The 22,596-nt window shown below is 63.0% G+C and carries 22 protein-coding genes; 6 read left to right on the top strand and 16 right to left on the bottom strand.

Annotation, left to right across the window (positions count from 1 at the left end):
• Nucleotides 1-138: 138 nt before the first annotated feature.
• Complete coding sequence (locus NO934_RS13110; protein ID WP_309160413.1) at nt 139-771, bottom strand: peptidase inhibitor family I36 protein; 633 nt, start codon at nt 769-771, stop codon at nt 139-141.
• Between the two features lie 172 nt (nt 772-943).
• Nucleotides 944-1,510, bottom strand: a complete 567-nt coding sequence (locus NO934_RS13115) for a class I SAM-dependent methyltransferase (protein ID WP_309163729.1) — start codon at nt 1,508-1,510, stop codon at nt 944-946.
• 162 nt (nt 1,511-1,672) lie between these two features.
• On the opposite strand from NO934_RS13115, the gene NO934_RS13120 reads away from it, so the two are divergent.
• The gene (locus NO934_RS13120) at nt 1,673-2,551 is read left to right on the top strand and encodes a LysR family transcriptional regulator (protein ID WP_309160414.1); all 879 of its coding nucleotides are present in this window, start codon (nt 1,673-1,675) and stop codon (nt 2,549-2,551) included.
• Between the two features lie 10 nt (nt 2,552-2,561).
• Here the strand turns inward: NO934_RS13120 and NO934_RS13125 are convergent, their stop codons facing one another.
• Together NO934_RS13125 and NO934_RS13130 are read right to left on the bottom strand one after the other, a co-directional pair.
• Complete coding sequence (locus NO934_RS13125) at nt 2,562-2,957, bottom strand: acyl-CoA thioesterase (RefSeq protein ID WP_309160415.1); 396 nt, start codon at nt 2,955-2,957, stop codon at nt 2,562-2,564.
• Between the two features lie 6 nt (nt 2,958-2,963).
• Entirely contained in the window at nt 2,964-3,560 is a 597-nt protein-coding gene (locus NO934_RS13130) for a thymidine kinase (protein ID WP_309160416.1), read from the bottom strand.
• Nucleotides 3,561-3,855: 295 nt separating this feature from the next.
• On the opposite strand from NO934_RS13130, the gene NO934_RS13135 reads away from it, so the two are divergent.
• Complete coding sequence (locus NO934_RS13135; protein ID WP_309160417.1) at nt 3,856-4,257, top strand: hypothetical protein; 402 nt, start codon at nt 3,856-3,858, stop codon at nt 4,255-4,257.
• Here NO934_RS13135 and NO934_RS13140 read toward each other — a convergent pair.
• Both NO934_RS13140 and NO934_RS13145 read right to left on the bottom strand, forming a co-directional pair.
• Nucleotides 4,241-5,134 (bottom strand): DMT family transporter, encoded by an 894-nt coding sequence (locus NO934_RS13140; RefSeq protein WP_309160418.1) that lies wholly within the window; start codon nt 5,132-5,134, stop codon nt 4,241-4,243. The two genes, NO934_RS13135 and NO934_RS13140, sit on opposite strands and share 17 nt — an antisense overlap.
• A gap of 979 nt (nt 5,135-6,113) precedes the next feature.
• Complete coding sequence (locus tag NO934_RS13145) at nt 6,114-6,539, bottom strand: CBS domain-containing protein (RefSeq protein WP_309160419.1); 426 nt, start codon at nt 6,537-6,539, stop codon at nt 6,114-6,116.
• Between the two features lie 173 nt (nt 6,540-6,712).
• Here NO934_RS13145 and NO934_RS13150 point away from each other — a divergent pair, with 173 nt between their 5' ends.
• Nucleotides 6,713-7,921 (top strand): pyridoxal phosphate-dependent aminotransferase, encoded by a 1,209-nt coding sequence (locus NO934_RS13150; RefSeq protein ID WP_309160420.1) that lies wholly within the window; start codon nt 6,713-6,715, stop codon nt 7,919-7,921.
• Here the strand turns inward: NO934_RS13150 and NO934_RS13155 are convergent.
• The 3 genes from NO934_RS13155 to NO934_RS13165 form a co-directional block, all read right to left on the bottom strand.
• Nucleotides 7,908-8,297, bottom strand: coding sequence for a type II toxin-antitoxin system death-on-curing family toxin (locus tag NO934_RS13155; protein ID WP_309160421.1), 390 nt, complete (start codon nt 8,295-8,297; stop codon nt 7,908-7,910). The genes NO934_RS13150 and NO934_RS13155 overlap by 14 nt on opposite strands.
• On the bottom strand, nt 8,294-8,521 hold the full coding sequence (locus tag NO934_RS13160) for an AbrB/MazE/SpoVT family DNA-binding domain-containing protein (RefSeq protein ID WP_309160422.1): 228 nt from the start codon (nt 8,519-8,521) through the stop codon (nt 8,294-8,296). Before NO934_RS13160 ends, NO934_RS13155 begins: the two co-directional genes overlap by 4 nt.
• Nucleotides 8,522-9,638: 1,117 nt before the next feature.
• Nucleotides 9,639-10,256 carry a helix-turn-helix domain-containing protein gene (locus tag NO934_RS13165; protein WP_309163730.1) on the bottom strand — a complete coding sequence of 206 codons (618 nt, stop codon included), beginning with the start codon at nt 10,254-10,256 and terminating at the stop codon, nt 9,639-9,641.
• Nucleotides 10,257-10,332: 76 nt separating this feature from the next.
• Between NO934_RS13165 and NO934_RS13170 the strand changes: the two genes are divergently transcribed.
• Complete coding sequence (locus tag NO934_RS13170; RefSeq protein WP_309160423.1) at nt 10,333-11,364, top strand: aldo/keto reductase; 1,032 nt, start codon at nt 10,333-10,335, stop codon at nt 11,362-11,364.
• A 71-nt stretch (nt 11,365-11,435) separates the two neighbouring features.
• Here NO934_RS13170 and NO934_RS13175 read toward each other — a convergent pair whose 3' ends face one another.
• The 4 genes from NO934_RS13175 to NO934_RS13190 all read right to left on the bottom strand — a co-directional run bounded on the left by NO934_RS13175 (nt 11,436) and on the right by NO934_RS13190 (nt 14,649).
• Complete coding sequence (locus NO934_RS13175; protein WP_309160424.1) at nt 11,436-12,329, bottom strand: LysR family transcriptional regulator; 894 nt, start codon at nt 12,327-12,329, stop codon at nt 11,436-11,438.
• A gap of 80 nt (nt 12,330-12,409) precedes the next feature.
• Nucleotides 12,410-13,360: a thioredoxin-disulfide reductase gene (gene trxB / locus NO934_RS13180; protein WP_309160425.1), complete on the bottom strand. Its 951-nt coding sequence runs from the start codon at nt 13,358-13,360 to the stop codon at nt 12,410-12,412.
• Nucleotides 13,361-13,599: 239 nt separating this feature from the next.
• Nucleotides 13,600-14,073 (bottom strand): transcription elongation factor GreA, encoded by a 474-nt coding sequence (gene greA, locus NO934_RS13185; RefSeq protein ID WP_309160426.1) that lies wholly within the window; start codon nt 14,071-14,073, stop codon nt 13,600-13,602.
• Between the two features lie 363 nt (nt 14,074-14,436).
• The gene (locus NO934_RS13190) at nt 14,437-14,649 is read right to left on the bottom strand and encodes a cold-shock protein (RefSeq protein ID WP_309160427.1); all 213 of its coding nucleotides are present in this window, start codon (nt 14,647-14,649) and stop codon (nt 14,437-14,439) included.
• Nucleotides 14,650-15,058: 409 nt separating this feature from the next.
• Here NO934_RS13190 and ltaE point away from each other — a divergent pair, with 409 nt between their 5' ends.
• Together ltaE and NO934_RS13200 are read left to right on the top strand one after the other, a co-directional pair.
• The gene (gene ltaE / locus NO934_RS13195) at nt 15,059-16,081 is read left to right on the top strand and encodes a low-specificity L-threonine aldolase (RefSeq protein WP_309160428.1); all 1,023 of its coding nucleotides are present in this window, start codon (nt 15,059-15,061) and stop codon (nt 16,079-16,081) included.
• 85 nt (nt 16,082-16,166) lie between these two features.
• Nucleotides 16,167-17,162 carry a methyltransferase domain-containing protein gene (locus NO934_RS13200; protein WP_309160429.1) on the top strand — a complete coding sequence of 332 codons (996 nt, stop codon included), beginning with the start codon at nt 16,167-16,169 and terminating at the stop codon, nt 17,160-17,162.
• Here the strand turns inward: NO934_RS13200 and NO934_RS13205 are convergent.
• The 3 genes from NO934_RS13205 to carB form a co-directional block, all read right to left on the bottom strand.
• Entirely contained in the window at nt 17,159-17,956 is a 798-nt protein-coding gene (locus tag NO934_RS13205; protein WP_309160430.1) for a phytanoyl-CoA dioxygenase family protein, read from the bottom strand. The genes NO934_RS13200 and NO934_RS13205 overlap by 4 nt on opposite strands.
• A 203-nt stretch (nt 17,957-18,159) precedes the next feature.
• A complete protein-coding gene (catB, locus tag NO934_RS13210) occupies nt 18,160-18,786 on the bottom strand; it encodes a type B chloramphenicol O-acetyltransferase (protein WP_309160431.1) in 627 nt (208 codons plus the stop codon).
• 487 nt (nt 18,787-19,273) lie between these two features.
• Nucleotides 19,274-22,585, bottom strand: a complete 3,312-nt coding sequence (gene carB, locus NO934_RS13215; RefSeq protein ID WP_309160432.1) for a carbamoyl-phosphate synthase large subunit — start codon at nt 22,583-22,585, stop codon at nt 19,274-19,276.
• Nucleotides 22,586-22,596: the final 11 nt, after the last annotated feature.

The raw sequence follows: 22,596 nt of genomic DNA on the forward strand, positions 1-22,596 counted from the left end.
AGACGAAAAGGCGGCACGGCGGAATCTGCGTCGATTCGTCCGGAACCGTGATGATATGGCAACACCCGGCTGTTTCCGTGCCGGACATGAAAAAGCCGCCCTGGGTGGGCGGCTTTTTGCAGGGCTGAAGATCGGGCTTTAGCGGCGATCGAGATAGTAGGACGAGATGTTGTCCGAGAGCATGCCCAGATTGCGGACCGACCGGTCGATCACCGCGCAGCGGCCCGAAAAGTCGGCGCCGGTGCAGACGGTGGCGGCGATATTGCCCTGCACCTGAGCGGAACGGATGCGATCGCTCCAGAAATTGCCCAGATAGCGTTCGTTGTCGCGGCCGGTCACGCAGAAGCTGCGGCCATTGTAGTTGAACTCCTCATAGAAGCAGACGCGGCCGGTGGGGGCCGGGCCGGACCCTGGGCGGCCGGTGCCGATCGAGAAGCTGAAATTGGGGGTGTTGATGGTGAACCCTACGTCGTCGTCACGGCCGGGAAGGGGGCGCGACGGACCGGAAGACTGGATGCGGCGGAGATAATTGGAAGACGCCCAACCGCGAATGTTGGTCGCCGTCACCTGGCACCAGCTTCCACTGCACTGCCCGACCTCGACCACCTGATTGGCCGAAAGGGCGGCGATCACGGGGTAATTGGTGCCCGGACCGGTGCGCACGTTGAGCGCGGTGGTGGCGTAGGCTTCATAGGCGAAGGCGCCGGAGACGGTTGTCAGAATGCCGGCGAGCGCCAAAGCCGCCGCAGCCGCGAGTTTACGCAAGTTCATGTCGCTCTCCCTCCGAGAGATTGGGGCTTTGTGGCGAAAAATCGTCAAGCTTGCCCTTTGGTTCCACCGGACGACCGGTCGGTGACCAGATCATTCCTCATGAACAAGGAATTAGCCAATTGGCAGTGAACCGGGAATGAACATTGTGGGCAGGGAGGGGGCGCTGTTCAGGTCACGGTTTCGAGGCGACCACGAAGGGCCGGAAATCGCGGCCTTTGCTGGCATGATTTTCCTTTGCCAGCACCGTGAAACCTTCATCGGCAATCAGCTCCATGAGCTGGCGAGCGTTGAAAACCGAGACATGCGGCGCCTTGCCGACGGCGCGCATGGCCGGCAGCAGGAAACGCCGGATCAGCAGGTTCATTTCCCCCACACACGGCGTTTTGGAGATGAACAAGCCCTGCGGCTTCAGCAGCCGATCGATCGCGCGCAGGGTGGATTTGGGATCCTGGACAAGATGGAGATAGTTGAAGCCCAGGACGACGTCGAACTGGCGGCCCCTAGAGGCCATCTCCTCGGCGGTCGCCACGCGAAAGTTCAAGCTGGCGACCGGGTTGCGGCGCAGCTTGTCCTCGGCGATGGCAATCATTTGGGCCGAGATGTCGGTCGCGGTGTAGGCCGCGACGGCGCCCGCCAGATGCAGCGCGGTTGTCCCCGTGCCGCAGCCGAGTTCCAACACCTGATGACCGGGCTCAAGGAAGCTGCGCGTGCGCTCGAGCGTGCGTTCATATCCGGGCATGTCGGAAATCGCCGATGCCGCGTACCGCCTGGCGGTTTTATCCCAGAAGCGTGCATCAGAAGCTGTCGTCACGAGAATGCCCTCCGACCGTTTCCGGTGACGTTAGCATATGCATTTGGCGCGGCAATTGCCTAATTTCGCACGATACATATACATAGATGAATGAGAAAGCTGGACTGGAATCTGTTGCGCGCCTTTCATGCGACCGCCACTCTGGGGTCGCTGTCCGCCGCGGCGCGCCACCTCAATCTCACCCAGCCCACGCTGTCGCGCCAGATCATTGCGCTCGAGGCCGATCTCGACCTCGTATTGTTCGAGCGGATCGGCCGCAGGCTGTATCTGACATCGGCGGGAAGCGGGCTGCTCGAGCATGTCCAGCTCATGGGCGACGCCGCCGATGCGTTCCTGCTGTCGGCGAGCGGCGACGCCAAGGCGATCAGTGGAAAGGTGAGCATTTCGGTGACCGATACGTTCGCCGCCTATCTCATGCCTGAAATCGTCGCCCGCATCAGGCGAGAAGCGCCCCAGCTTACCGTGATGGTCCTGGCCTCCAACGATCTGAGCGATCTTCACCGCCGCGAGGCCGATATCGCGGTGCGTCACGTCGCGCCGGACCGGGAGGGACTGGTGGGGCAGCACCTGCGCGATACCTACGCCTATTTCTATGCGTCCGAGGAATGGATCTCGTGCAACGGCATGCCGCGCACGCCCGATGAACTGGTGCGTTCCCACATTATCAGCATCGAGGACCCGGCCAGTCTCGCCGACTATCTGACCGGGGTCGGCCTCCCCGTCAACGCATCCGACTTCCGGATACTTTCGAACTCCGGACTCGCCGTCTGGCAGATGGTACAGCGCGGCCTTGGCATCGCCCCCATGCTGCGCGAGGTGGCCGACCGCACCGGCGGGGTGACACGACTGCCGGCCGATTTGCTCGAGATCAAGGTTCCCATATGGCTGGTCACGCATCGGGGGCTGGAGGGGAGCCCCCGCATTCGCCTGGTTCAGCAGATCCTGGGCGAAGAATTGGCGCACATGTAGGGTGCCGGAATTAAGCTATGGCGGTTTGGCCGATGACGCGCTTTTTGCCGTCGTCGGTCAGGGCCACATAGATGAAATGGCCTTCGGTGACCTTGGTGCGGTCCGGGGTGGCGCGGGACTTGGTCCAGGCTTCCATGCCCACCTTGATCGAGGTGGTGCCGATCCGGTCGATCCAGGTGTAGACGCACAGCACGTCCCCAACCCTGACCGGGGCGATGAAGGTCATGGCCTCGACAGCGACGGTGGCAACGCGCCCGCCCACATGTTCGACTGCGGCGATGGCACCCGCGATGTCCATCTGGCTCATGAGCCAGCCGCCGAAAATATCGCCGGCGGCGTTGGTGTCGGCGGGCATGGGCATGGTGCGGATGGTCAGGGCGCCGCGGGGTTCGATTTTGTCGCTCATTGGTTCTTATCCCAGGGTTTTCGGCCAGCGGCCCACGGTTTCTTCCCAATGGCGGCGGCACAGGGAGATATATTTGTCGTTGCCGCCGATGTCGACCTGGTCGCCTTCGAGGAGCGGCTGGCCGTCGGGGCCGAGGCGGACCACCATGGTGGCCTTGGCGCCGCAATGGCAAATGGTGCGCACTTCGCGCAGCGTGTCGGCGATGGCCAGAAGTTCGGATGAGCCGGGAAACAGCTTGCCCTGGAAATCGGTGCGCAGGCCATAGCACATCACGGGAATATTGAGCCGATCGGCGACGCGGGCGAGTTGCCAGACCTGATCGGGCGTAAGGAACTGGGCTTCGTCCACGAAGATGCAGCTATAGGGCGTGTGGGCGTGGGCGGTTTCGACGATCGCGAACAGATTGTCCCGGGCGGTGAAGAGCTGCGCCTCGCAGGACACGCCTATGCGCGAGGCGATGACGCCGCGCCCGGCCCGGTCGTCCAGGGCAGCGGTGAACAGCAGCGTATCCATGCCGCGCTCGCGGTAATTGTAAGACGCCTGCAGCAGCAGGGTGGACTTGCCGGCATTCATGGCGGCGTAGGAGAAGTAGAGCTTGGCCAAGGCTGTCCCGATCGCGTGTGAAGGGACTTTGTAGCCCGTGGCGAGGCCGAAGGCGGAGCGGTTCGCGACAACGATCCACAGGAAAAGAAAAAGGCCGCCAAAGTGGGCGACCGAGTGGGGCCGGCATTGGGACATCGGCCCGGGGCACCGGCTGGGGTAGAGCCGGATAAAGACACCGTAATCTTGTCGCATGACGGTGATATGACGCGAATCACAAGGGCGCTGCGGTTCATGCCGGGTTCATCGGGTGGATCGATACTGTGCGCCCGTCATCCCCAATCGCGGAGTGTATGTCATGGCGCTCAAAGCCGTTCTCAAGCCGATCGCACTTTGCCTGGCCCTGCTGGCCGCCGGGCCTGCGATGGCCGAACAGTTCAACCCGATCGGGATCTGGGAGCCCGACAACAAGGAATCGCGCTACGAATTCACGTTCTGTGGCGAGAATGGCGACCGGTTGTGCGCGGAGCTGATCTGGATCCAGGAGGATAAGCAGGACGCGCGCAACACGCGGTATCTCAACACCTACATGTTCAAGAATGCGCGCCACGTGGCGATGAACCGCTGGGAGGGCACCGTGACTCTGGAAGGGTTCAATATCGGCGGCACGGTGGTCCAGACGGGCAACGACACGATGGAGTTGAGCGCTTGCGCCCTATTCGTCTTGTGCGAGGACATCAGCCTCAACCGGGTTGAGTAACCGGTTTGCGCCGCAGGTTGGGCAGGAGCTCGACGAGGAATACGGCCGCAAAGATCATGGCGACGCCGACATAGCCCAGGGCATCGAGGCGTTCGCCCAGGATCAGCGCGCCACCCAGAGCGGCAAAGAGGCTTTCGGCCGAAAGGATGATGGCTGCGTTGGCCGGCGGGACGTGCTGCTGGCCGATGGCCTGGAGCGTGAAGCCCACGGCGGTGGAGAGTGCGCCGGCATAAAGGATTTCCACCCAGCCCGCCGTGAGCGCCGAAAGCGTGGGCGTTTCGAACGCCAAGGCGCCTGAAAGCCCGAGCACGCCGGCGGCAAGGAAACTGACGGCGGAGATGAAGATCGGGCGTCTGGTCTCGATGGCGAGATAGCCAAGCAAAAGAACGTGCAATGCCCAGAAGACGGCGCTGGCGATCACAAGGCTATCGCCGGTGTTGAGGCGATCGAGGCGCGCGCCGTTGAGAAGGAACAATCCGATCAGCGCCAAGGGCATGCCCACCCAGATGACCTTGTGGGGCGGCTGGCGGAAAACGACCAGCAGGATGACCGGTACGAAGAGCACGTAAAGACCGGTGAGGAAGCCCGAATTGGTGACGGTGGTGAACTGCAGCCCCAATTGCTGCAGCAGCGCGCCCATGAAGAAGTTGAGGCTCAGAAAGCCGATCAGCGCCCATTGGCGGCGATCGAGCTTTTCGGGCTGGCGAGCGTTTTCGCGCAGGGCGAAAGGCAGGACCAACAGACCGCCGAGCAGGAAGCGCGAACCGGTGAAGGTGAGCGGGCCCATGACGTCCATCGCGGTTTTTTGCGCAATGAAGGCAAAGCCCCAGATGGCGGTGGCAAGCAGCAGACAGCTAAGCGCGATGGGGCGGGACATGGGGAATTTATGCGTTGCGGGCAGGATGGAAATAGCCGGTTTGGCGATGTGGAACAAGGAGCGGCTTGCGCCGCCGCATCGGCTAGCCGATGCGCCCCCCTCACCCCCCGACCCCTCTCCCACCAGGGGCGAGGGGGGCTCTCGGGGCGGGCGGTGGTTTTTTGTCGAGGCGTTTGTGGAGAGGCTCTCGTTGTAGGGTTTCTGCCTCTTCTACCTTCTCCCCTGGTGGGAGACGGTGGCCGCACAGTGGCCGGATGAGGGGGCGCTGAGGTTCCGCACGCCACCTCCTTGGCTGTTGAAGCTCAGTACCCCCTCACCCCCGGCCCTTCTCCCACCAGGGAGAGGGGGCTCATAGGGCGGGCGGTGGGGTTTTTGCTGAGGCGCTGCTTTAGACTACCTCGGTCTTGCTGAGGAGTTTGCGGATGAGAGGGCCTGGGGTTTCTGCGCGCGTCGCTTGCCGTTGAAGCTCAGCGCACCCCTCACCCCCGACCCCTCTCCCTCAAGGGGAGAGGGGGGCTCCTGGGGTTGGCGGTGGTGCTTTGGCTGGCGCGTTTGTGGAGGGGGCACTCATTGTAGTGTTTTGCCTCTTCTTCCGTGGGTGGGAGAAGGTGGCTGTATAGTGGTCGGATGAGGGGTGCTGAGGTTCAACACCATACCGGTGGCCGTTGATATGCTGAGCCCCCTCATCCCCGGCCCTTCTCCACCGGGGGAGAAGGGGGCTCTTGGGGCATGGTCAGAGACCAGCCAGAAACGCTTCGCTTGCGGTTATCCCAGTTCTGGCTCTCCTTGGGGAAGGTGGCCGCGAAAGGTCGGATGAGGGTGCTGAAGTTTAGCACGCACCTCGTTGGTTGTTGAAGCTCAGCGCACCCCCTCACGCCCGGCCCCTCTCCCTCAAGGGGAAAGGGGGGCTCTTGGGGTTGGCGGTGGTGATCTGGTGAGGTGTTTGTGGAGGGCTGTGGCGGGCGGAGGCGGTGTGCGATCAGCTCGCGATATATTCGCGGAGCACGCCGGCTTCGTGTTCGACTTCCTCGATCTTGCGCTTGACCACGTCGCCGATGGAGATGATGCCGACGAGTTCGCCGTTCTCGACGACCGGCAGGTGGCGGAAGCGGCCGCGGGTCATCTTGTTCATCACGTCTTCAAGGGTATCGGACCGGGAGCAGGTCTGGGGCGAGCGGGTCATGAGGGTGGAAACCGGCTTGGAGCGGAAGCCCTCGGCGCTGCCGGCCAGATGGCGGACGATGTCGCGCTCGGAAATGATGCCGCTCACCTTGCCCTCATCGAGCACGACGACGGCGCCGATATTGTGCCGGGCCAGTTCGGCGATGAGATCGCCGATGGTGGTGTGCGAGGGAACGGTCACGACCGAAGAGCCCTTGGTGGCCAGGATCGATTCAACAAACATTGCGGTCATCTCCTCAAGCTTGTGCAATGAGCTTGCCTTGCGACAATCTAACGCACAAGCGGGGGAAATGGTCGACTTTCGGATGATGCGGGCGCGCAAATGCTCAAACCGATGGCGGGCGGAGCGGAGGGCGGCTATAGCTTTGAGGTTTGACCAGCCCAGCAGAGGACGAAATGGGACTCATCTCCGATGCGCTTTCGCGCGTGCAACCTTCGGCAACGGTCGGGATCAGCCAACTGGCGCGGCAGATGGCGCAGGCGGGCAAGGACGTCATCGCGCTTTCGGCGGGCGAACCCGATTTCGATACACCCGAGCATGTGCGCAAGGCGGGGATCGCGGCGATCGAGCGGGGGGAGACGCGCTATACCAATGTCGACGGGATCGCCGAGCTCAAAGAGGCGGTTGCCGCCAAGTTCAGGCGCGACAACGGACTCGATGTCACGGCGGAGGATTGCTTTGTTTCGGCCGGCGGCAAGCAGATCATCTTCAATGCACTGATGGCGACGCTCAATCCCGGCGACGAGGTTGTGGTGCCGGTGCCCTATTGGGTGAGCTATCCCGAGATCGTGCGGCTGGCGGGGGCCGAGCCGGTGTTCGCGCAGGCCAGCCAGGAGACGGGCTTCAAATTGACGCCCGAGGCGCTGGAAGCGGCGATCTCGGAGCGGACCAAATGGCTGATCCTCAATACGCCATCCAATCCGTCCGGCGCGGCCTATACGGCGGATGAACTCAAGGGTCTGGCCGAGGTGCTGATGCGGCACAGCCACGTCCACGTGCTGACCGACGACATCTATGAGGTGCTGGTCTATGACGGGCGCGAGTTCGCGACGATCGCGCAGGTCGAGCCCGGACTCATGGGGCGGACGGTGACGATGAACGGGGTGTCCAAATCGCACGCCATGACCGGATGGCGGATCGGTTATTGCACGGGGCCGAGGGAAATCCTCAAGGCGATGCTCAAGCTGCAGGGGCAGTCGACGACCAATCCGCCCTCGATTTCGCAATGGGCTGCGGTGGAAGCGCTCAACGGACCGCAGGGCTTCCTCGCGGACTGGCGGGACACCTTCCAGAAGCGGCGCGACTATGTGGTGGGCCGGCTCAATGCGCTCGAGGGCATCGAATGCCTGGTGCCGGAGGGGGCGTTCTATGTATTTCCCTCATGCAAGGGGCTGCTGGGCAAGACCAGCGCCGGCGGACGGACGCTTGCGACCGACGAGGATTTGGTGATGGCGCTGCTCGAGGAGAACGGCGTCGCGCTGGTGCACGGCTCGGCCTTCGGCCTGGCGGGGCACTTCCGCATTTCTTATGCGGCCTCGGACGACGAACTCGCCAAGGCGATGGACCGGATCGAGGCGTTCTGCGCGGGGCTCAGCTCATCTTGACGGCATGAGCGCGCAACCAGGCGGCGAAGCTTTCTTCGGAAAGCTCGCCAGCCGCGAGCGCGAAGACAGTCACCACGACATCGGGTTCGGACGCTTCAAGCTCATAGCCGTTGATGGTGAGAAAAACATAGGACGCCAAAAACGCCGCACGCTTGTTGCCGTCGGCGAAAGGGTGATTTTTGACGATGCCCCCGGCATAGGCTGCGGCGAGGTCAAACAGGTCGCCCTGATCGTACTCGAAGAGATTGGGGGCGCGGGAGAGCGCTGAATCCAGCGCTCCCGGGTCGCGCAGGCCAGGAAGCCCGCCATGGGCTGCCAGCGTCTCGTCATGCATCGCCAACAGCGCACGTGGGGAGAGCCATTGCGGCTCGATCATTTCGCCAGTTCGCGCAAGGCGTTGCGGTATTTGGCCATACCCTTGCGCGCTGCCTGCATCTGATCTTCGAACTGGGGATCATATGCGGTAAGGCGCATCGCGCCGTCGGGGGCGGTCGTCAGATACAGCGTATCGCCATCGCCTACATGCAACTGGGATAGCGCGTCCTTGGGAAGGATAACCCCCAGGGAATTGCCGATCGAGCGTACCTTGAGCTTGGTCATGACCTGCTCTCCTAAGTTCTAACCTTAGTTATAATCACGATGGCAAAGCAAAAAAAGAGGCTCCGTCGGAAGACGGAGCCTTTGATCGGGTAGAACCCAAATCTCTCAGTTTACGACCCGGCCGAGGGAGGAGGAGACGGCGCGGATCGGGTTGAGCGGAGGACGTGGGAGGAGGATACATCGTCCGCTCGGGCGTCTAAAGCGAGGGGCCCTGGGAGGAGGAGAGGGCGCGTCGCTCATCGACAATGACAATATGCGCTGCCTCGTTCCCCGCAACAATGCGCAAAACCGCATAGCTGCCATGCATTAGGCAGGTTGGATGCGATGATTAAAACGTAGGCAGTGGGTTGGAGGCGGCGTGGCTGCGGCGGTTCCGGTGCGTCCGGGACGCTTGAATATCGCCGGAAAAGAAAAGAGGCTTCACCGAAATTCGGTGAAGCCTCTGAACCTTCGGCCGCATTCGAGGGAGGAGGAATCGAATTACGGCCTAGGAGCGGTCAAGGAGGGAGGAGGAGGAACCTTTCCCGCTCTGCTGCCAACTCGCAAGGGGCCCTGGGAGGAGGAGGAAGGGCGCGTCGCGTCGTTGACGATGCGTATATGCCACCCTAATCACGACTTCTCAAGTCGTCTTACGGCATGGCAGCTATGCGCTGGATGCAAGTGCCGGGAACTGCCATGCACAAGCAGTGGGCACCGACCGTCGGCGAGGTAAAAAAAAGCCCCGCTCGAGGGGAGAGCGGGGCCCAGGACGAGAAGCAAGCTTCTCGTTAGGAGGGAACATCAAACGCGCCCAAAGGGAGGAGGAAAGACGCGCAATGTCTGGCGGGTAGGTAGAGTTTCAGCCGGGTTGCGACAACCCTGTTCCGGTTATGCCAGCTATGCAGCTATTGCATATCTCTGCCTATCTTGAGGGCAAAGTGGCTGTTTTTGTTGCATTATTCTGTATGCAGGGCGGGCCGCCGACTACCAAAATTTTTTACTCGGACCGCGGAGACGCCCGCGGGCGGCTCCAACGACAGTTAAAAACGACAATCGGCAGGGTGGGACTGCGCTTTCGATCTGCTGGAATCGTGTCGCGTTCGGAAGGGTAAGGGTATGCTTGCGCCTGCACGGGCGCTCAGGGCTGGCTCGGGCCTCGATAGCGAAGCCCGTCGATCAGCAGGTTCACCATGCGTCGAGAGTCTTCGGTGATGCCGCCCTTGCCGTCCGGCGAGCAGAGATGCGCAATCCCCATCAGGAGGTCGGCCGGCTGGACGTCCGGCCGGACTTTGCCCGCAGCTTCTGCCGCCTTGAGCAGGCCGGACGCGGCGGGGGCAAGGTGCTCCATCAGATAGGCCGGCAGGGCCTCGTAGGCTGAATCGCCCGAATGCAGGGCCGCGGACAGACCGCGCTTGGCCGCGACGAACGCGATGAACCGCTCCAGCCAGCGATCCAGCGCCTCCGCCGGCTCATACTGGGTGGCAAAGGCCGAAGCAGCGGCGGCGCAGGCGTCCACCTCCTTGCGGAACACCGCGACGATCAGGTCGGACCGCTGCGGGAAGTGCCTGTAGAGCGTGCCCACGCCCACGCCCGCCTTTTCCGCGATGTCGCGCACCGGCGCGTCGACGCCGGAGGTCGCAAAGACCTCCAGCGCGGCGTCGAGCAACGCGTTGACGCTGCGCCGCGCATCGGCGCGGACCGGCTTTTCCAGTTTCGGCTCAGGCAAATTGAACGCACCTCTTGCTAAACGGAACATTGTTCCGTATTTAATCGGAATGTCGTTCCGTTTAGCACGCTGGAACGGCATTGACCACTTCGGAAAGGACTATGACATGCAATATCGTCCACTCGGCAGGACCGGGATCAAGGTCAGCCCCTATTGCCTAGGCGCCATGATGTTCGGCTCGATCGGCAACCCCGACCATGAGGAATGCGCCCGCATCATCCACAAGGCTCTCGATGCCGGAATCAACTTCGTCGACACCGCCGACCGCTACAGCGCCGGGGAATCCGAGGAGATCCTGGGCAAGGCGCTCAAAGGGCGGCGCGACAACGTGGTGCTGGCCACCAAGTTCTTTGGTCCCATGGGCGAGGACCCCAACATGCAGGGAACATCGCGCCGCTGGATCACCCGCGCCGTCGAGGATTCGCTGCGTCGCCTGGGCACCGATTACATCGACCTTTACCAAGTGCACAGGCCGACGCCGGATACCGACATCGAAGAGACGCTTTCGGCACTGACGGACCTGATGCGCGCCGGCAAGATCCGGGCGATCGGTACATCGACGTTTCCCGTCTCGGAGATCGTGGAGGCGCAATGGGTGTCCGAGCGCCGGGGCCTAGCCCGGTTCCGCACGGAGCAGCCGCCTTACTCCATCCTCAATCGCGGCATCGAGCGCGACATGCTGCCCACCTGCCAGCGCTACGGCATGGGTGTGATGGTCTGGAGCCCGCTGGCGAAGGGAATGCTCACCGGCAAATACCGCAAGGGGCAGCCCACGCCCGACTCGCCGCGCGCGCCTTACTTCAAGAAGCTCTTCTCCGACGAAGCCAGCCTGGAGGTGGTCGAACAGCTTATCGCGCTGGCCGAGGAAAACGAATTGTCGCTCATTCACATGGCGCTTGGGTTCGTTACGTCCCATCCGGCGGTCACCTCGGCCATCATCGGGCCGCGAACCATGCAGCATCTCGATGATCTTCTGGCCGGCGCCGAGGTGCGGCTCAGCGACGAGATTCTCAATCGGATCGACGAGATCGTGCCTCCCGGCATGGACCTAGCCCCCAACGAGGCCAATTACGCTCCGCCGGCTCTGGTTGAACCCGAACTCCGGCGCCGGCGCAGCGGCGAACGGGCAGCGGCCTGAGGGAAGTCAGCGGGCCGGGATTCTTGCCGATCCCGGTCCCTGCCGGCGCGCGTGCTTGGCTTGACCGCAGGTTAGAACTGCCAGTCGCGCGCCTTTTCGACAAGGAAGTCGCGGAACACGCCAACGCGCTTGGAACTTTTCAGGGCCGGCGGATAGACGAAATAGGTTTCGTATTCGGGCAGCGTCAAATCGGTGAGGATGCGCTTGAGCCTGGGTTCTTCCTCGGTGACATAATCGGGCAGCATGGCGATGCCGATGCCCTGCCGGCAGGCCTGCATCATGCCGTAGATGGCGTTGACCCGCAGCGTCGCCCGGCGCGGGGAATTGTCAGGGCGGCCGATCCGTTCGAGGAAGTTGACGTCGCCAAGGTAAGAGGGGGAGGGCTCCCCGAAGCTTACGATCTTGTGGTCGTCGAGATCCTCGATGCTTTGGGGCGCGCCGTGCTCCTCAAGATAGCTCTCCGCCGCATAGATGTGGTTGTGCACCGTGAACAGCTTGCGCTGGATCATTTCGGACTGGTTGGGCCGGTGCAGGCGGATGGCGACGTCGGCCTCGCGCATGGCCAGGTCCAGTTCGGCGTCGTTGAGTTTGATCTCGAGCTGGATGGTAGGGTAGAGCGTCACGAATTCGTGGATGCGCTTGGTGAGCCAGGTGGAGCCGAACCCCACGGTGGTGGTGACCAGGAGCGGGCCGGTGGGCACATCCTGGCTTTCGGTCATCTGCGCCTGGACCGATTGCAGCTCCCAGGCCATGCGGTGGGCCGTGCGGAAAAGCTGCTCACCCACTTCGGTGAGCACCAGGCCCCGGGCGTGGCGGATGAAGAGCTTTAAGCCCAGATCTTCCTCGAGCGCGGAAATCTGGCGGGAAACGGCCGATTGCGACATGCCGAGCTTTTCAGCCGAATGCGTAAAGCTCCCCGACTCGGCGGCGACATGGAATATGCGCAGCTTGTCCCAATCCAGCATCCCCCGATGTCCCCTCTTTGAATGCCGTTCGCGGAGAGGATTTCCGCGGACGGCTACAAGTCAAAAATCCTCGTCGCCTGTTATTCGGCGGCTTCGGCCATTTCGTGGGCGGCGAGGTAACGCTCGGCTTCGAGCGCGGCCATGCAGCCCATGCCGGCGGCGGTGACCGCCTGGCGGTAGATGTCGTCGGTGACATCGCCAGCCGCAAACACGCCCGGCACCGAAGTGGCCGTGCTGTCGGGAGCGGTGATGATATAGCCGCCGTTCTTCATTTCGAGCTTACCGTTGAAGACTTCGGTGGCAGGAGCATGACCGATGGCGACGAAAATTCCGTCGACCTCGAGTTCGTGCTTTTCGTCGGTCACAACGTCGCGCAGAACGGCGCCGCGCACCGAGGGGGGCATGTTGTCGCCCTTGACCTCGTCGAGCACTGTATTCCAGCGCACCTCGATCTTGGGGTGCTTGAACAGGCGCTGCTGCATGACCTTTTCGGCGGTGAACTGGTCGCGGCGGTGAACGACGATCACCTTGGAGGCGAAATTGGTGAGGAACAGGGCTTCCTCGACGGCGGTGTTGCCGCCGCCGACGACGAGGACCGTTTTGTCCCGGTAGAAAAAGCCATCGCAGGTGGCGCAGGCGGAGACGCCGAAGCCCTTGAACTTTTCTTCCGTGGCAAGGCCGAGCCAGCGGGCCTGGGCGCCGGTGGCGATGATGACGCTATCGGCGGTGTAGGTCTTGCCGCTGTCGCCGGTGAGCCGGAAGGGGCGGATGGAAAAATCGACATCGACGATCAGGTCGTTCTCGATCGTGGTGCCCATGTTCACCGCCTGGGCGCGCATCTGCTCCATGAGCCAGGGGCCCTGGATGGGATCGGCGAAGCCGGGATAGTTTTCGACATCGGTGGTGATGGTGAGCTGCCCGCCCGGCTGCATGCCGGTGATCATGAGCGGCTCAAGCATGGCGCGGGCGGCGTAGACGGCGGCGGTGTAGCCGGCAGGGCCCGAGCCGATGATGATAGTCTTTGCGTGCATGAAGGTCGTGCCGATCAAATTTATCTCGGCACCAAATATGGCACGGCCCGACCCGGTTACAAGCGCAGACGCCATTTGCCGGGGGAAAACCAGCCATGCTGCGACGAAATTGCACCAAAGGGGCGATGGCAGAGAGGTGTGGTGCCCTTGGCGGCCCCTCACCGGCCTGCCGGCCACCCTCTCCCCGGCGGGGAGAGGGTTAAGGATGCGGCACTCCTGGAGTAGCGCCCCGGCGGGGCCTAGATGAAGGCGACCTTGAGGATTTCGTAGCCGCGGGCGCCGCCGGGAGCGGCGACTTCGATCGAATCACCGACCGACTTGCCGATCAGGGCGCGGGCGATGGGCGAGGAAACCGAGATACGGCCGGCCGAAGCGTCGGCTTCGGGATCGCCCACGATCTGGTAGGTCTTTTCTTCCTCGGTGTCCTCGTCGATCAGCGTGACGGTCGCACCGAACTTGACGGTCGAGCCGGAAAGCTTGGAGACGTCGATGACGTCGGCCATAGCCAGCATGGATTCGATCTCCATGATGCGGCCCTCGTTGAGGCTCTGCTGCTCCTTGGCGGCGTGATATTCGGCGTTTTCCGAAAGGTCGCCATGGGCGCGCGCCTCGGAAATCGCGTCGATGATCGCGCGGCGATCCTCGCCGGTGCGGCGCTGAAGTTCTGCTATCAATGCGGCGTGTCCCGCCACGGTCATCGGGATCTTGTCCATTTCTGCCAATCCCTCCTATGTAAAACGCTACGTCAGTATGCAGTCGGCCTTCCGAGCGAAGTGGGGTCACTTTCCTGGAAGTCCTTTCGAGCACAAATCGAAAACCTCGCTGAGCACACGTCAGCGGAATCGATCCACGCTTTCGGGGAAACTTGCTTGCCTGAGGTTGCCCGCCCCTGACCGGCTGGTCAAGTTCAATCGGCGGGGCGCCCTCCGGCTCGCCTGTCTGCACCCTGGGACATATGGGGCGCGTCGAGGCGGCTGCAAGTGCCCAAATGAAGAGGGCGCAAACCGATAATTCGGTCTACGCCCCTTTATCCGTCCCGACCAATGAGCCGGGCTTAAGCTCTTGGCGGGTGCCCGTCAGTCGCTGGCGGCAAGATTGCCGGCAGCCGATTTACCGGTGCGCTTGTCCTTGACGATCTCGTAGGAAATCTTCTGGCCTTCATCGAGCTGGGTCATGCCGGAATTCTGAACGGCGGAGATGTGGACGAAAACGTCCGCCCCACCCTCGTCGGGCTGGATGAAGCCGTAACCCTTCTGAGTGTTGAACCATTTGACAGTGCCGGTTGCCATGGCGTGTCCCTTTCACGTCGTGCTGTCTCAAATGGGAAAAGTCGCCTTCCCCCCTGGTATATCGAAGTCTTGGTTCAGGACGTCAGCAGGCGCGAAAAACGCACGGCTAGATCGGTCGGCCGCAATTTCGATCCCGTTTTTTTAAAAGAAACAGTGGAAATATTCAAGACGGTGCGAGTTTTGCGGCGTTCAAAAAAATTCCGGCGGCCGTAACACTGTAGTAGAGGGCGCGGCATGGCGCCTGATGGTCTAACATGTCAGTATTGCAGACCTTTGAGGCGCCGATCGGCTGCCGTTCTACAGTATTACGTCCATTTAGGTGGACAAAGGGAACTGTCCGTCCGCCCGTTGGCGGGGACGGGGCAAAGCGGTATGGATCGGCGGCGTTTTCCAATTGAGCGGGGGCACGATGGCTACCATTGTTCATGATTTCCGATCCGATACGGTAACCCGGCCTGATGCGGCCATGCGCGCGGCAATGGCCGAAGCGCCGGTGGGCGACGATGTTTATGGCGAGGATGAAACCGTCGCGGCGCTGGAAGCCAGGGTCGCGGACATGACCGGCAAGGCGGCGGGGATGTTCGTGCCCTCGGGGACGCAATCGAACCTTCTTGCGCTGATGAGCCATTGCGAGCGCGGCGAGGAATATATCGCCGGGCAGGAGGCCCATGCCTATAAGTTCGAGGCTGGCGGGGCGGCGGTGCTCGGCTCGATCCAGCCACAGCCGATCGAAAACGCTCCGGACGGATCGCTGCCGCTCGACAAGATCACGGCGGCGATCAAGCCCGACGATATCCATTTCGCGCGGACACGCCTGCTGGCGCTGGAAAACACCATCGGCGGCAAGGTGCTGCCGCAGACCTATGTGGAGGAGGCGACGGCGTTGGCCCGACAGGCAGGGCTGGCGACGCATCTCGACGGCGCGCGGATTTTCAATGCGGCAGTGGCCTCCAATCGCAGCGCCAAGGACCTAGCCGCCGCCTTCGACACTGTTTCGGTGTGTCTTTCCAAGGGGCTCGGCGCGCCGGTGGGATCGGTGCTGGTGGGGAGCCCGGAGTTCATCGCCAAGGCGCGGCGGCTGCGCAAGATGGTGGGCGGCGGCATGCGGCAGGCGGGGATCATCGCGGCGGCGGGACTTTATGCGCTCGAGAACAACGTCGAACGGCTGGCCGACGACCATGCCCGCGCGCGGCGGCTGGCCGAAGGGCTGGCGCGCCATGATGGGCTCGATGTGGAACTGCCCCAGACCAATATCTTCTTCTTGCGGGCCGATCCGGCCATCGGTGAGCGGTTTGCCGACCACATGGCCGCTGCAGGGATTGGCGTTTCGGGGCGTTATGGCCAGCAGCGCTGGGTGACGCACAAGGATATCGGCGACGAGGCGATCGACGCAGCACTCGATGCGGCGGCAAGATTTTTCGCGGCGGCCTGACGAGGGCTCTTGATTTTTGCCGGCGCGAGGCGCATTTCCCCGCGCGCCGGCAATCCTGCCGGCGTCCTCGGATGCTTCTCATATCGTGACCACATCCTTCCTGTCTTCGGGCGATCTCATCGTGGACCGCCGGGCGCAGTATGCGCAGATGCTGGCCGAGGCCGGCGATTTCGCCGCCGCCGCGGACCTGATGGACCAGGCGCTGGCCGATGCGCCCGACTGGGCGGCGGGATGGATGATGGCGGGCGGGTTTCACCTCAAGGCCGAAGCGCTAGGGAGCGCCATCACGGCCTGGCAGCGGGCGGCCGAACTCGACCCGGCTGGCACGCTTGGGGCACAGATGCATCTGGCGGCGCACGGGATCACCGAGGTGGAGCCTGAAGCTCAGGCCGCCTATGTGGAGGCGCTGTTCGATCAGTATGCCGACCATTTCGAAGAAGCCCTGCTGCAAAAGCTCGACTATGTGGTACCCGGCAGACTGGCGGGACTGATCGAGGGGGCGATGGCGCGGGCGGGGATAGAGGGGTTTGCGCGTGGCATCGACCTGGGATGTGGGACCGGGTTGATGGGGGAACGGTTGCGCCAGCGCGTATCGCACCTCACCGGCGTTGACCTTTCGGCGGCCATGGTGAGCGAGACGGCGCGCAAAGGGCTTTATGACGCCCTCGAGCAGGGGGAGCTCCTGGCGTTTCTGCAGCAGGAGGGGCGGATGGCGGATCTGGTGACGGCCGCCGACGTTTTCATGTACTGCCCGGCCCTGCCGCCGATCTTTGCCGCCGTGCATGGGGTGTTGCGCGATGGCGGGATGTTCGCATTTTCGGTGGAGAGCCATGCGGGCGAGGAGGAGCAGATGCTGCAAGCCTCGCTGCGCTATGCCCACAATGGCGATGCCATCAAACGGGCGCTGGCCGATGCCGGGTTCGAGATCGTCGAGGACGCCGAGGCGGTGATACGGCAGGATGGCGGCCAGCCGGTGATGGGGCGATTGTTCGTGGCGCGGAAGCCAGAGGCCGTGATCTCGAAAGCGGTCGAGATGGGCGAAGCGGAAGCCGTGGAAGCTCCCGCTTCGGTTCTGCATTAGAAATTCAAGTTACACGCCCTGCGAATGGCGATCTGCACCGGCGAAGGCGGCAGTGCGGGGGCGAAATCATGCGCGGGCATCAAGGGCGGCTGGGCCATGAACTTGACCCGGCTGCCCCTGTTGGGCTGAGCGGCGTGGACGAGGAAGGGGTGGCAGAGATAGACCGTGCCGGCGGAGCCGGTCGCCAGCCCCTCCTCGCACCGGGCGGTGCCGGCGAAATCGCCGGCCATCATCTGGCGCATGGTGGCGCCGTCTTCTCCATAAGGGAGAAGAAAGCGCGCCATATCCATATGCGAGCCCACGCGGATGCGGGTGGGGGCGTCGTCTTCGTCCACATCGGAGAACAGGAACAGCATCAGAAGGGCACGGCCCCTCGACTTGATGTTGGCGCGGATGGAGAAGAAATCGCTGGGATCGTCGGTGGGCAGCATATAGCTGGCATCGATATGCCAGCCATCATCGCCCGGCGCTTCCGCCGAGGGGAAGCGGATGGGGAAAGTGCCCAGACCTTGCGGAGCGAGCCAGCGGCCTTCACCGACGATCTGGTCGTAGGCTTTGTGCAGACGTTCGGTGTTTGCCGCTTGCCGGAAGGGCGCATCGGCATAGCCACCGAGACGGATCACCGGCTTGGTCCAGGTGGACGGATCGTCCGGATCGCAGCCGGTGTCGCGCCAGAGGATGGCGCGGCCTTGCTCGGCGAGTTCGCGGGGGAAGGCGTCGTCGATGCGGACGAAGCCGTCGGTGATGAAGGATTCGATCTGCGCTTGGGTGAGCGTGTTTGCTGTAGCGGGCATTGAAAAGTCCATGAGTTCGCGGAGCCGCAATGCATGCGGCGGGAGGGCGTGAGCCCCTGCTTCTTGCTTCCGGGGAAGCGCCGGATCAGGCGCGCAGGAAGACGGCGAACTTGGTGGACGTCATGAACATGGGGCGAAGTATAGCTTGCGGCGTGCGAGCGTCAACCGGAACCCGCGCGCCGGAGCGCGCGGGGGTATTTGCGTCAGCGGTGGCTTTGCCAGAAGGCATGGAGCGCGTCGATGTCGCCGGTGGTCATCAGCGGCATCGCCTCTGCCCGCAGCGCGTCGGACCAATCCCACCAGGCCATTTCGAGCAGCAGGGCGATGTGATCGTCGCTGAACCGCTTGCGGATGGGCTTGGCAGGGTTGCCGCCGACGATGGTGTAGGGTTCGACATCGCGGGTGACGAGCGCACGGGTGCCGATCACGGCGCCATGGCCGACGGTGATGCCGGGCATGACGATGGCTTCAGACCCTATCCAAACGTCGGAGCCGATCACCGTGTCGCCGGCGGGGAGATACCCGTTGGCAGCGCCGGAGAAGGCTTGGACTTCGGGCATGAAGTAGAACGGGAAAGTCGAGACCCATTCGTTCCGGTGGCCCTGATTGCCCGCCATGATGAAGGCTGCGCCCGAGCCGATCGAGCAGAAGCTGCCGATAATCAGCTTGTCGGCATCTGGATCGGGCAGAAGGAAGCGAGCGCAATCGTCGAAACCGTGGCCGTGATAGTAGCCGGAATAGTAGGAGTAGCGGCCCACCGACATGTTGGGGTGGGTGACCTGCTCGGAGAGCAGCTTGCCCTTGAAGGGGCTTTCGAAAAAATTGGTCATGATGAACCTGAAATCGGAACTGCCAAACGGGCGGGCAACGCAAAACGTGGCGGCGCCCCGCCCGGCGAATGCGCTCTCTGGCTGACGGCGTTCAGGCCGAGCGGAGCGCGATGGAGGTGGTTCGGTCTGCCGATTTCATGGTGGCGCGTTTGTGCCGGTGGCGGTGAGGGAAGTCAATGCCGGTTGCCAAGCGGGGCTGCATAGAATTTTATGATTCTCGGATGGCGGAAGCAGCAGCGCCTGGCCAGCGGGCGTAACCGGGAGAGATCGGCTCTCCCGGCTGTGGCGACAGCCTCGCCGTCTAACGGAGGTGATGATTATGTGGTTTTTCCCACTGACCATCACGCTAGACATGAAAAAGACCCGGACGAGCTGGCGAGTTCGGATCCGGGTCCTAATCATAATCTAGTCTACGGAGGCCGGGTGAAAGCCCGGTCTCCACTCCGTTAAAATAGCCACAAAGGCCATTTGTTTCAAGTTTTTCGGCTCAGGCCGCGAAATACTCCTGCAGCGCTTTGACCGTGAGATTGCCGCCGCGATAGGCGAGGATGCCTTCGGCTGCCGCGATCGCGCCGGGGATGGTGGTGTAGTAGGGCACCTTGCTCATCAGCGCGGCGCGGCGGATGTCGCGGCTGTCGGAGACGGCCTTGGCGCCGTCGGTGGTGTTGATGACGAGCTGGACGTCGCCATTCTTGATGGCATCGACAATATGCGGGCGGCCTTCGAGCACTTTGTTGATCTTGGTGCATTCGATGCCCTGATCGGCGAGGAACCGCTGGGTGCCGCCGGTGGCGATGATCTTGAAGCCGGCAGCGGCGAGATAGCGGATCGACTCCACGATCGCGGCCTTGTCGCCATCGCGGACCGAGACGAACACGGTGCCCTCGCGCGGGACCTTGGTGCCGCCGCCGAGCTGGGATTTGGCGAAGGCGAGGGCGTAGTCGGTGTCCAGCCCGATCACTTCGCCGGTCGACTTCATCTCCGGGCCCAGCACGGTATCGACGCCGGGGAAGCGGGCGAAGGGGAAGACGGCTTCCTTGATGCCGATGTGCTTGATCTCGCGTTCCTGGAGGTCGAACGCTCCGAGCTTTTCGCCGGCCATGATGCGGGCAGCGATCTTGGCGATCGGGTAGCCGATGACCTTGGCGACGAAGGGGACCGTGCGCGAGGCACGCGGGTTCACTTCGAGGACGTAGAGGGTGTTGTCCTTCAAGGCGAACTGCACGTTCATCAGGCCGCCGACGTTCAGGGCCTTGGCGAGGCCGGTGGCCTGGCGCTTGAGCTCTTCGATGATGTCGGCGGAAAGCGAGTGGGGCGGGAGCGAGCAGGCGCTGTCGCCCGAGTGGATGCCCGCTTCCTCAATGTGCTCCATGATGCCGGCGACGAATACGTCGGTGCCGTCCGAGAGGCAATCGACGTCGATTTCGGTGGCACCCTGGAGATAGGAATCGAACAGCAGCGGGTTGTTGGCGAGGACGGAATTGATCTGGCCGGTCTTGTCGTTGGGGTATTTGTGCCGGATGTCGGGCGGGACGAGTTCGGTCAGGGTCGACTGGACGTAGCGTTCGAAATCATCGGCCGAATGGCAGATCATCATCGCGCGGCCGCCCAGCACGTTGGATGGGCGGATGACCAGCGGGAAGCCCAGGCCCTCGGCGACGATGCGCGACTGTTCCAGCGAATAGGCGATGCCGTTCTTGGGCTGGGTCAGGTCGAGCTTGTTCAAAAGCTTCATAAACTGGTCGCGGTCTTCGGCCAGGTCGATCTTGTCGGGCTGGGTGCCCAGGATCGGCACGCCCGCGCGTTCGACGGCCGCGGCGAGCTTCAGAGGCGTCTGACCGCCGAACTGGACGATGACGCCATGGAGCGTGCCGTTCTGCTTTTCGGTGGTCAGGATCTCGATGACGTCTTCCTCGGTGAGCGGCTCGAAATAGAGGCGGTCGGAGGTGTCGTAGTCGGTCGAGACGGTCTCGGGGTTGCAGTTGACCATGATGGTCTCATAGCCGGCATCGGCCAACGCGAAAGCGGCGTGGCAGCAGCAATAGTCGAACTCGATGCCCTGGCCGATGCGGTTGGGGCCGCCGCCCAGGATCACGACCTTCTTGCGATCCGAGGGGCGCGCTTCGTCGGCGACGGCACCGGCGAAGGGGGCTTCGTAGGTCGAGTACATATAGGCCGTGGGCGAGGCGAACTCGGCGGCGCTGGTGTCGATGCGCTTGTAAACCGGGCGGACGCCCAGCTTGTGGCGGTGGTTTAGCACGTCCTTGGCGGTCTTGCCGGAAAGCTCGGCAAGACGGGCGTCGGAGAAACCCATGGCCTTCAAAGCACGCATCTGGCCTGCGGTTTCCGGCAGGCCGTATTCGCGAACCTTGGCTTCAGTGTCGACGATCGACTGGAGCTGTTCGAGGAACCAGGGATCGATGCGGCAGGCCTCGTGGATCATCTGGTGGTCGTAGCCGAGCCGCATGGCTTCGGCGACCCAGAGAAGGCGATCGGGGGTGGGGGTGCCGAGGGCAGCTTTGACGGCGTTCTTGTCGTCACCTTCGCCCAGTCCGGGAATGCCGATCTCGTTCAATCCAGTGAGCCCGGTTTCGAGCGAGCGCAGGGCCTTTTGCAGCGATTCGGGGAAGGTGCGACCGATGGCCATGGCCTCGCCGACCGACTTCATCGAGGTGGTGAGGCGGTTATCGGCGCCGGGGAATTTCTCGAAGGCGAAGCGGGGGATCTTGGTGACGACATAGTCGATGGTGGGCTCGAACGAGGCCGGTGTGGCGCCGCCAGTGATGTCGTTTTCGAGCTCGTCGAGGGTGTACCCGACGGCGAGGCGCGCGGCGACCTTGGCGATGGGGAAGCCGGTGGCCTTAGAGGCCAGCGCCGAGGAGCGGCTGACGCGCGGGTTCATTTCGATGACGATCATGCGGCCATCGGCAGGGTTGATGGCGAACTGGACGTTGGAGCCGCCGGTTTCGACCCCGATCTCGCGCAGGACGGCCACCGAGGCGTCGCGCATGATCTGGTATTCCTTGTCGGTGAGCGTCAGGGCCGGGGCGACGGTAATCGAATCGCCGGTGTGGACGCCCATGGGATCGATGTTTTCGATCGAGCAGACGATGATGCAGTTGTCGTTGCGGTCGCGGACGACCTCCATCTCGTATTCTTTCCAGCCGAGGACGGATTCCTCGATCAGCACCTCGTTGGTGGGCGAGGCGTCGATACCGGATTCGCAGATGGCGAGGTATTCCTCGCGGTTGTAGGCGATGCCGCCGCCGGTGCCGCCCAGGGTGAAGGAGGGGCGGATGATGGCGGGCAGGCCGATATCCTCAAGAGCCTGCAGGGCCTCGATGGTGTTGTGAGCGAGGCGCGATTTCGGGGTGGCGAGCCCGATCTTGGTCATGGCATCGCGGAACAGCTCGCGGTCCTCGGCCTTGTCGATGGCCTCGGCGTTGGCGCCGATCATTTCGACGCCGAACTTTTCAAGGACGCCCATCTTGTTGAGCGAGAGCGCGCAGTTGAGCGCGGTCTGGCCGCCCATGGTGGGCAGTAGCGCGTCCGGGCGCTCCTTTTCGATGATCTTGGCGACCACTTCGGGGGTGATGGGCTCCATATAGGTGGCGTCGGCGACGTCGGGATCGGTCATGATCGTCGCCGGGTTGGAGTTCACCAGGATGATGCGATAGCCCTCTTCGCGCAGCGCCTTACAGGCTTGGGTCCCCGAATAGTCGAACTCGCAGGCCTGGCCGATGATGATCGGTCCAGCCCCGATGATGAGGATGGATTTGATGTCTGTGCGTTTGGGCATAGGGCTTCTCG

Source organism: Pelagibacterium sp. H642 (assembly GCF_031202855.1).
In the GTDB taxonomy this organism is placed as follows: Bacteria; Pseudomonadota; Alphaproteobacteria; order Rhizobiales; family Devosiaceae; genus Pelagibacterium.

Bases quoted from the DNA above. Each gene is read 5' to 3' on its own strand.
- NO934_RS13110 (WP_309160413.1), bottom strand. From the start codon at position 771: ATGAACTTGCGTAAACTCGCGGCTGCGGCGGCTTTGGCGCTCGCCGGC.
- NO934_RS13115 (WP_309163729.1), bottom strand. From the start codon at position 1,510: ATGCCCGGATATGAACGCACGCTCGAGCGCACGCGCAGCTTCCTTGAG.
- NO934_RS13120 (WP_309160414.1), top strand. From the start codon at position 1,673: ATGAGAAAGCTGGACTGGAATCTGTTGCGCGCCTTTCATGCGACCGCC.
- NO934_RS13125 (WP_309160415.1), bottom strand. From the start codon at position 2,957: ATGAGCGACAAAATCGAACCCCGCGGCGCCCTGACCATCCGCACCATG.
- NO934_RS13135 (WP_309160417.1), top strand. From the start codon at position 3,856: ATGGCGCTCAAAGCCGTTCTCAAGCCGATCGCACTTTGCCTGGCCCTG.
- NO934_RS13140 (WP_309160418.1), bottom strand. From the start codon at position 5,134: ATGTCCCGCCCCATCGCGCTTAGCTGTCTGCTGCTTGCCACCGCCATC.
- NO934_RS13145 (WP_309160419.1), bottom strand. From the start codon at position 6,539: ATGTTTGTTGAATCGATCCTGGCCACCAAGGGCTCTTCGGTCGTGACC.
- NO934_RS13150 (WP_309160420.1), top strand. From the start codon at position 6,713: ATGGGACTCATCTCCGATGCGCTTTCGCGCGTGCAACCTTCGGCAACG.
- NO934_RS13155 (WP_309160421.1), bottom strand. From the start codon at position 8,297: ATGATCGAGCCGCAATGGCTCTCCCCACGTGCGCTGTTGGCGATGCAT.
- NO934_RS13160 (WP_309160422.1), bottom strand. From the start codon at position 8,521: ATGACCAAGCTCAAGGTACGCTCGATCGGCAATTCCCTGGGGGTTATC.
- NO934_RS13165 (WP_309163730.1), bottom strand. From the start codon at position 10,256: ATGTTCCGTTTAGCAAGAGGTGCGTTCAATTTGCCTGAGCCGAAACTG.
- NO934_RS13170 (WP_309160423.1), top strand. From the start codon at position 10,333: ATGCAATATCGTCCACTCGGCAGGACCGGGATCAAGGTCAGCCCCTAT.
- NO934_RS13175 (WP_309160424.1), bottom strand. From the start codon at position 12,329: ATGCTGGATTGGGACAAGCTGCGCATATTCCATGTCGCCGCCGAGTCG.
- trxB (WP_309160425.1), bottom strand. From the start codon at position 13,360: ATGCACGCAAAGACTATCATCATCGGCTCGGGCCCTGCCGGCTACACC.
- greA (WP_309160426.1), bottom strand. From the start codon at position 14,073: ATGGACAAGATCCCGATGACCGTGGCGGGACACGCCGCATTGATAGCA.
- NO934_RS13190 (WP_309160427.1), bottom strand. From the start codon at position 14,649: ATGGCAACCGGCACTGTCAAATGGTTCAACACTCAGAAGGGTTACGGC.
- ltaE (WP_309160428.1), top strand. From the start codon at position 15,059: ATGGCTACCATTGTTCATGATTTCCGATCCGATACGGTAACCCGGCCT.
- NO934_RS13205 (WP_309160430.1), bottom strand. From the start codon at position 17,956: ATGCCCGCTACAGCAAACACGCTCACCCAAGCGCAGATCGAATCCTTC.
- catB (WP_309160431.1), bottom strand. From the start codon at position 18,786: ATGACCAATTTTTTCGAAAGCCCCTTCAAGGGCAAGCTGCTCTCCGAG.
- carB (WP_309160432.1), bottom strand. From the start codon at position 22,585: ATGCCCAAACGCACAGACATCAAATCCATCCTCATCATCGGGGCTGGA.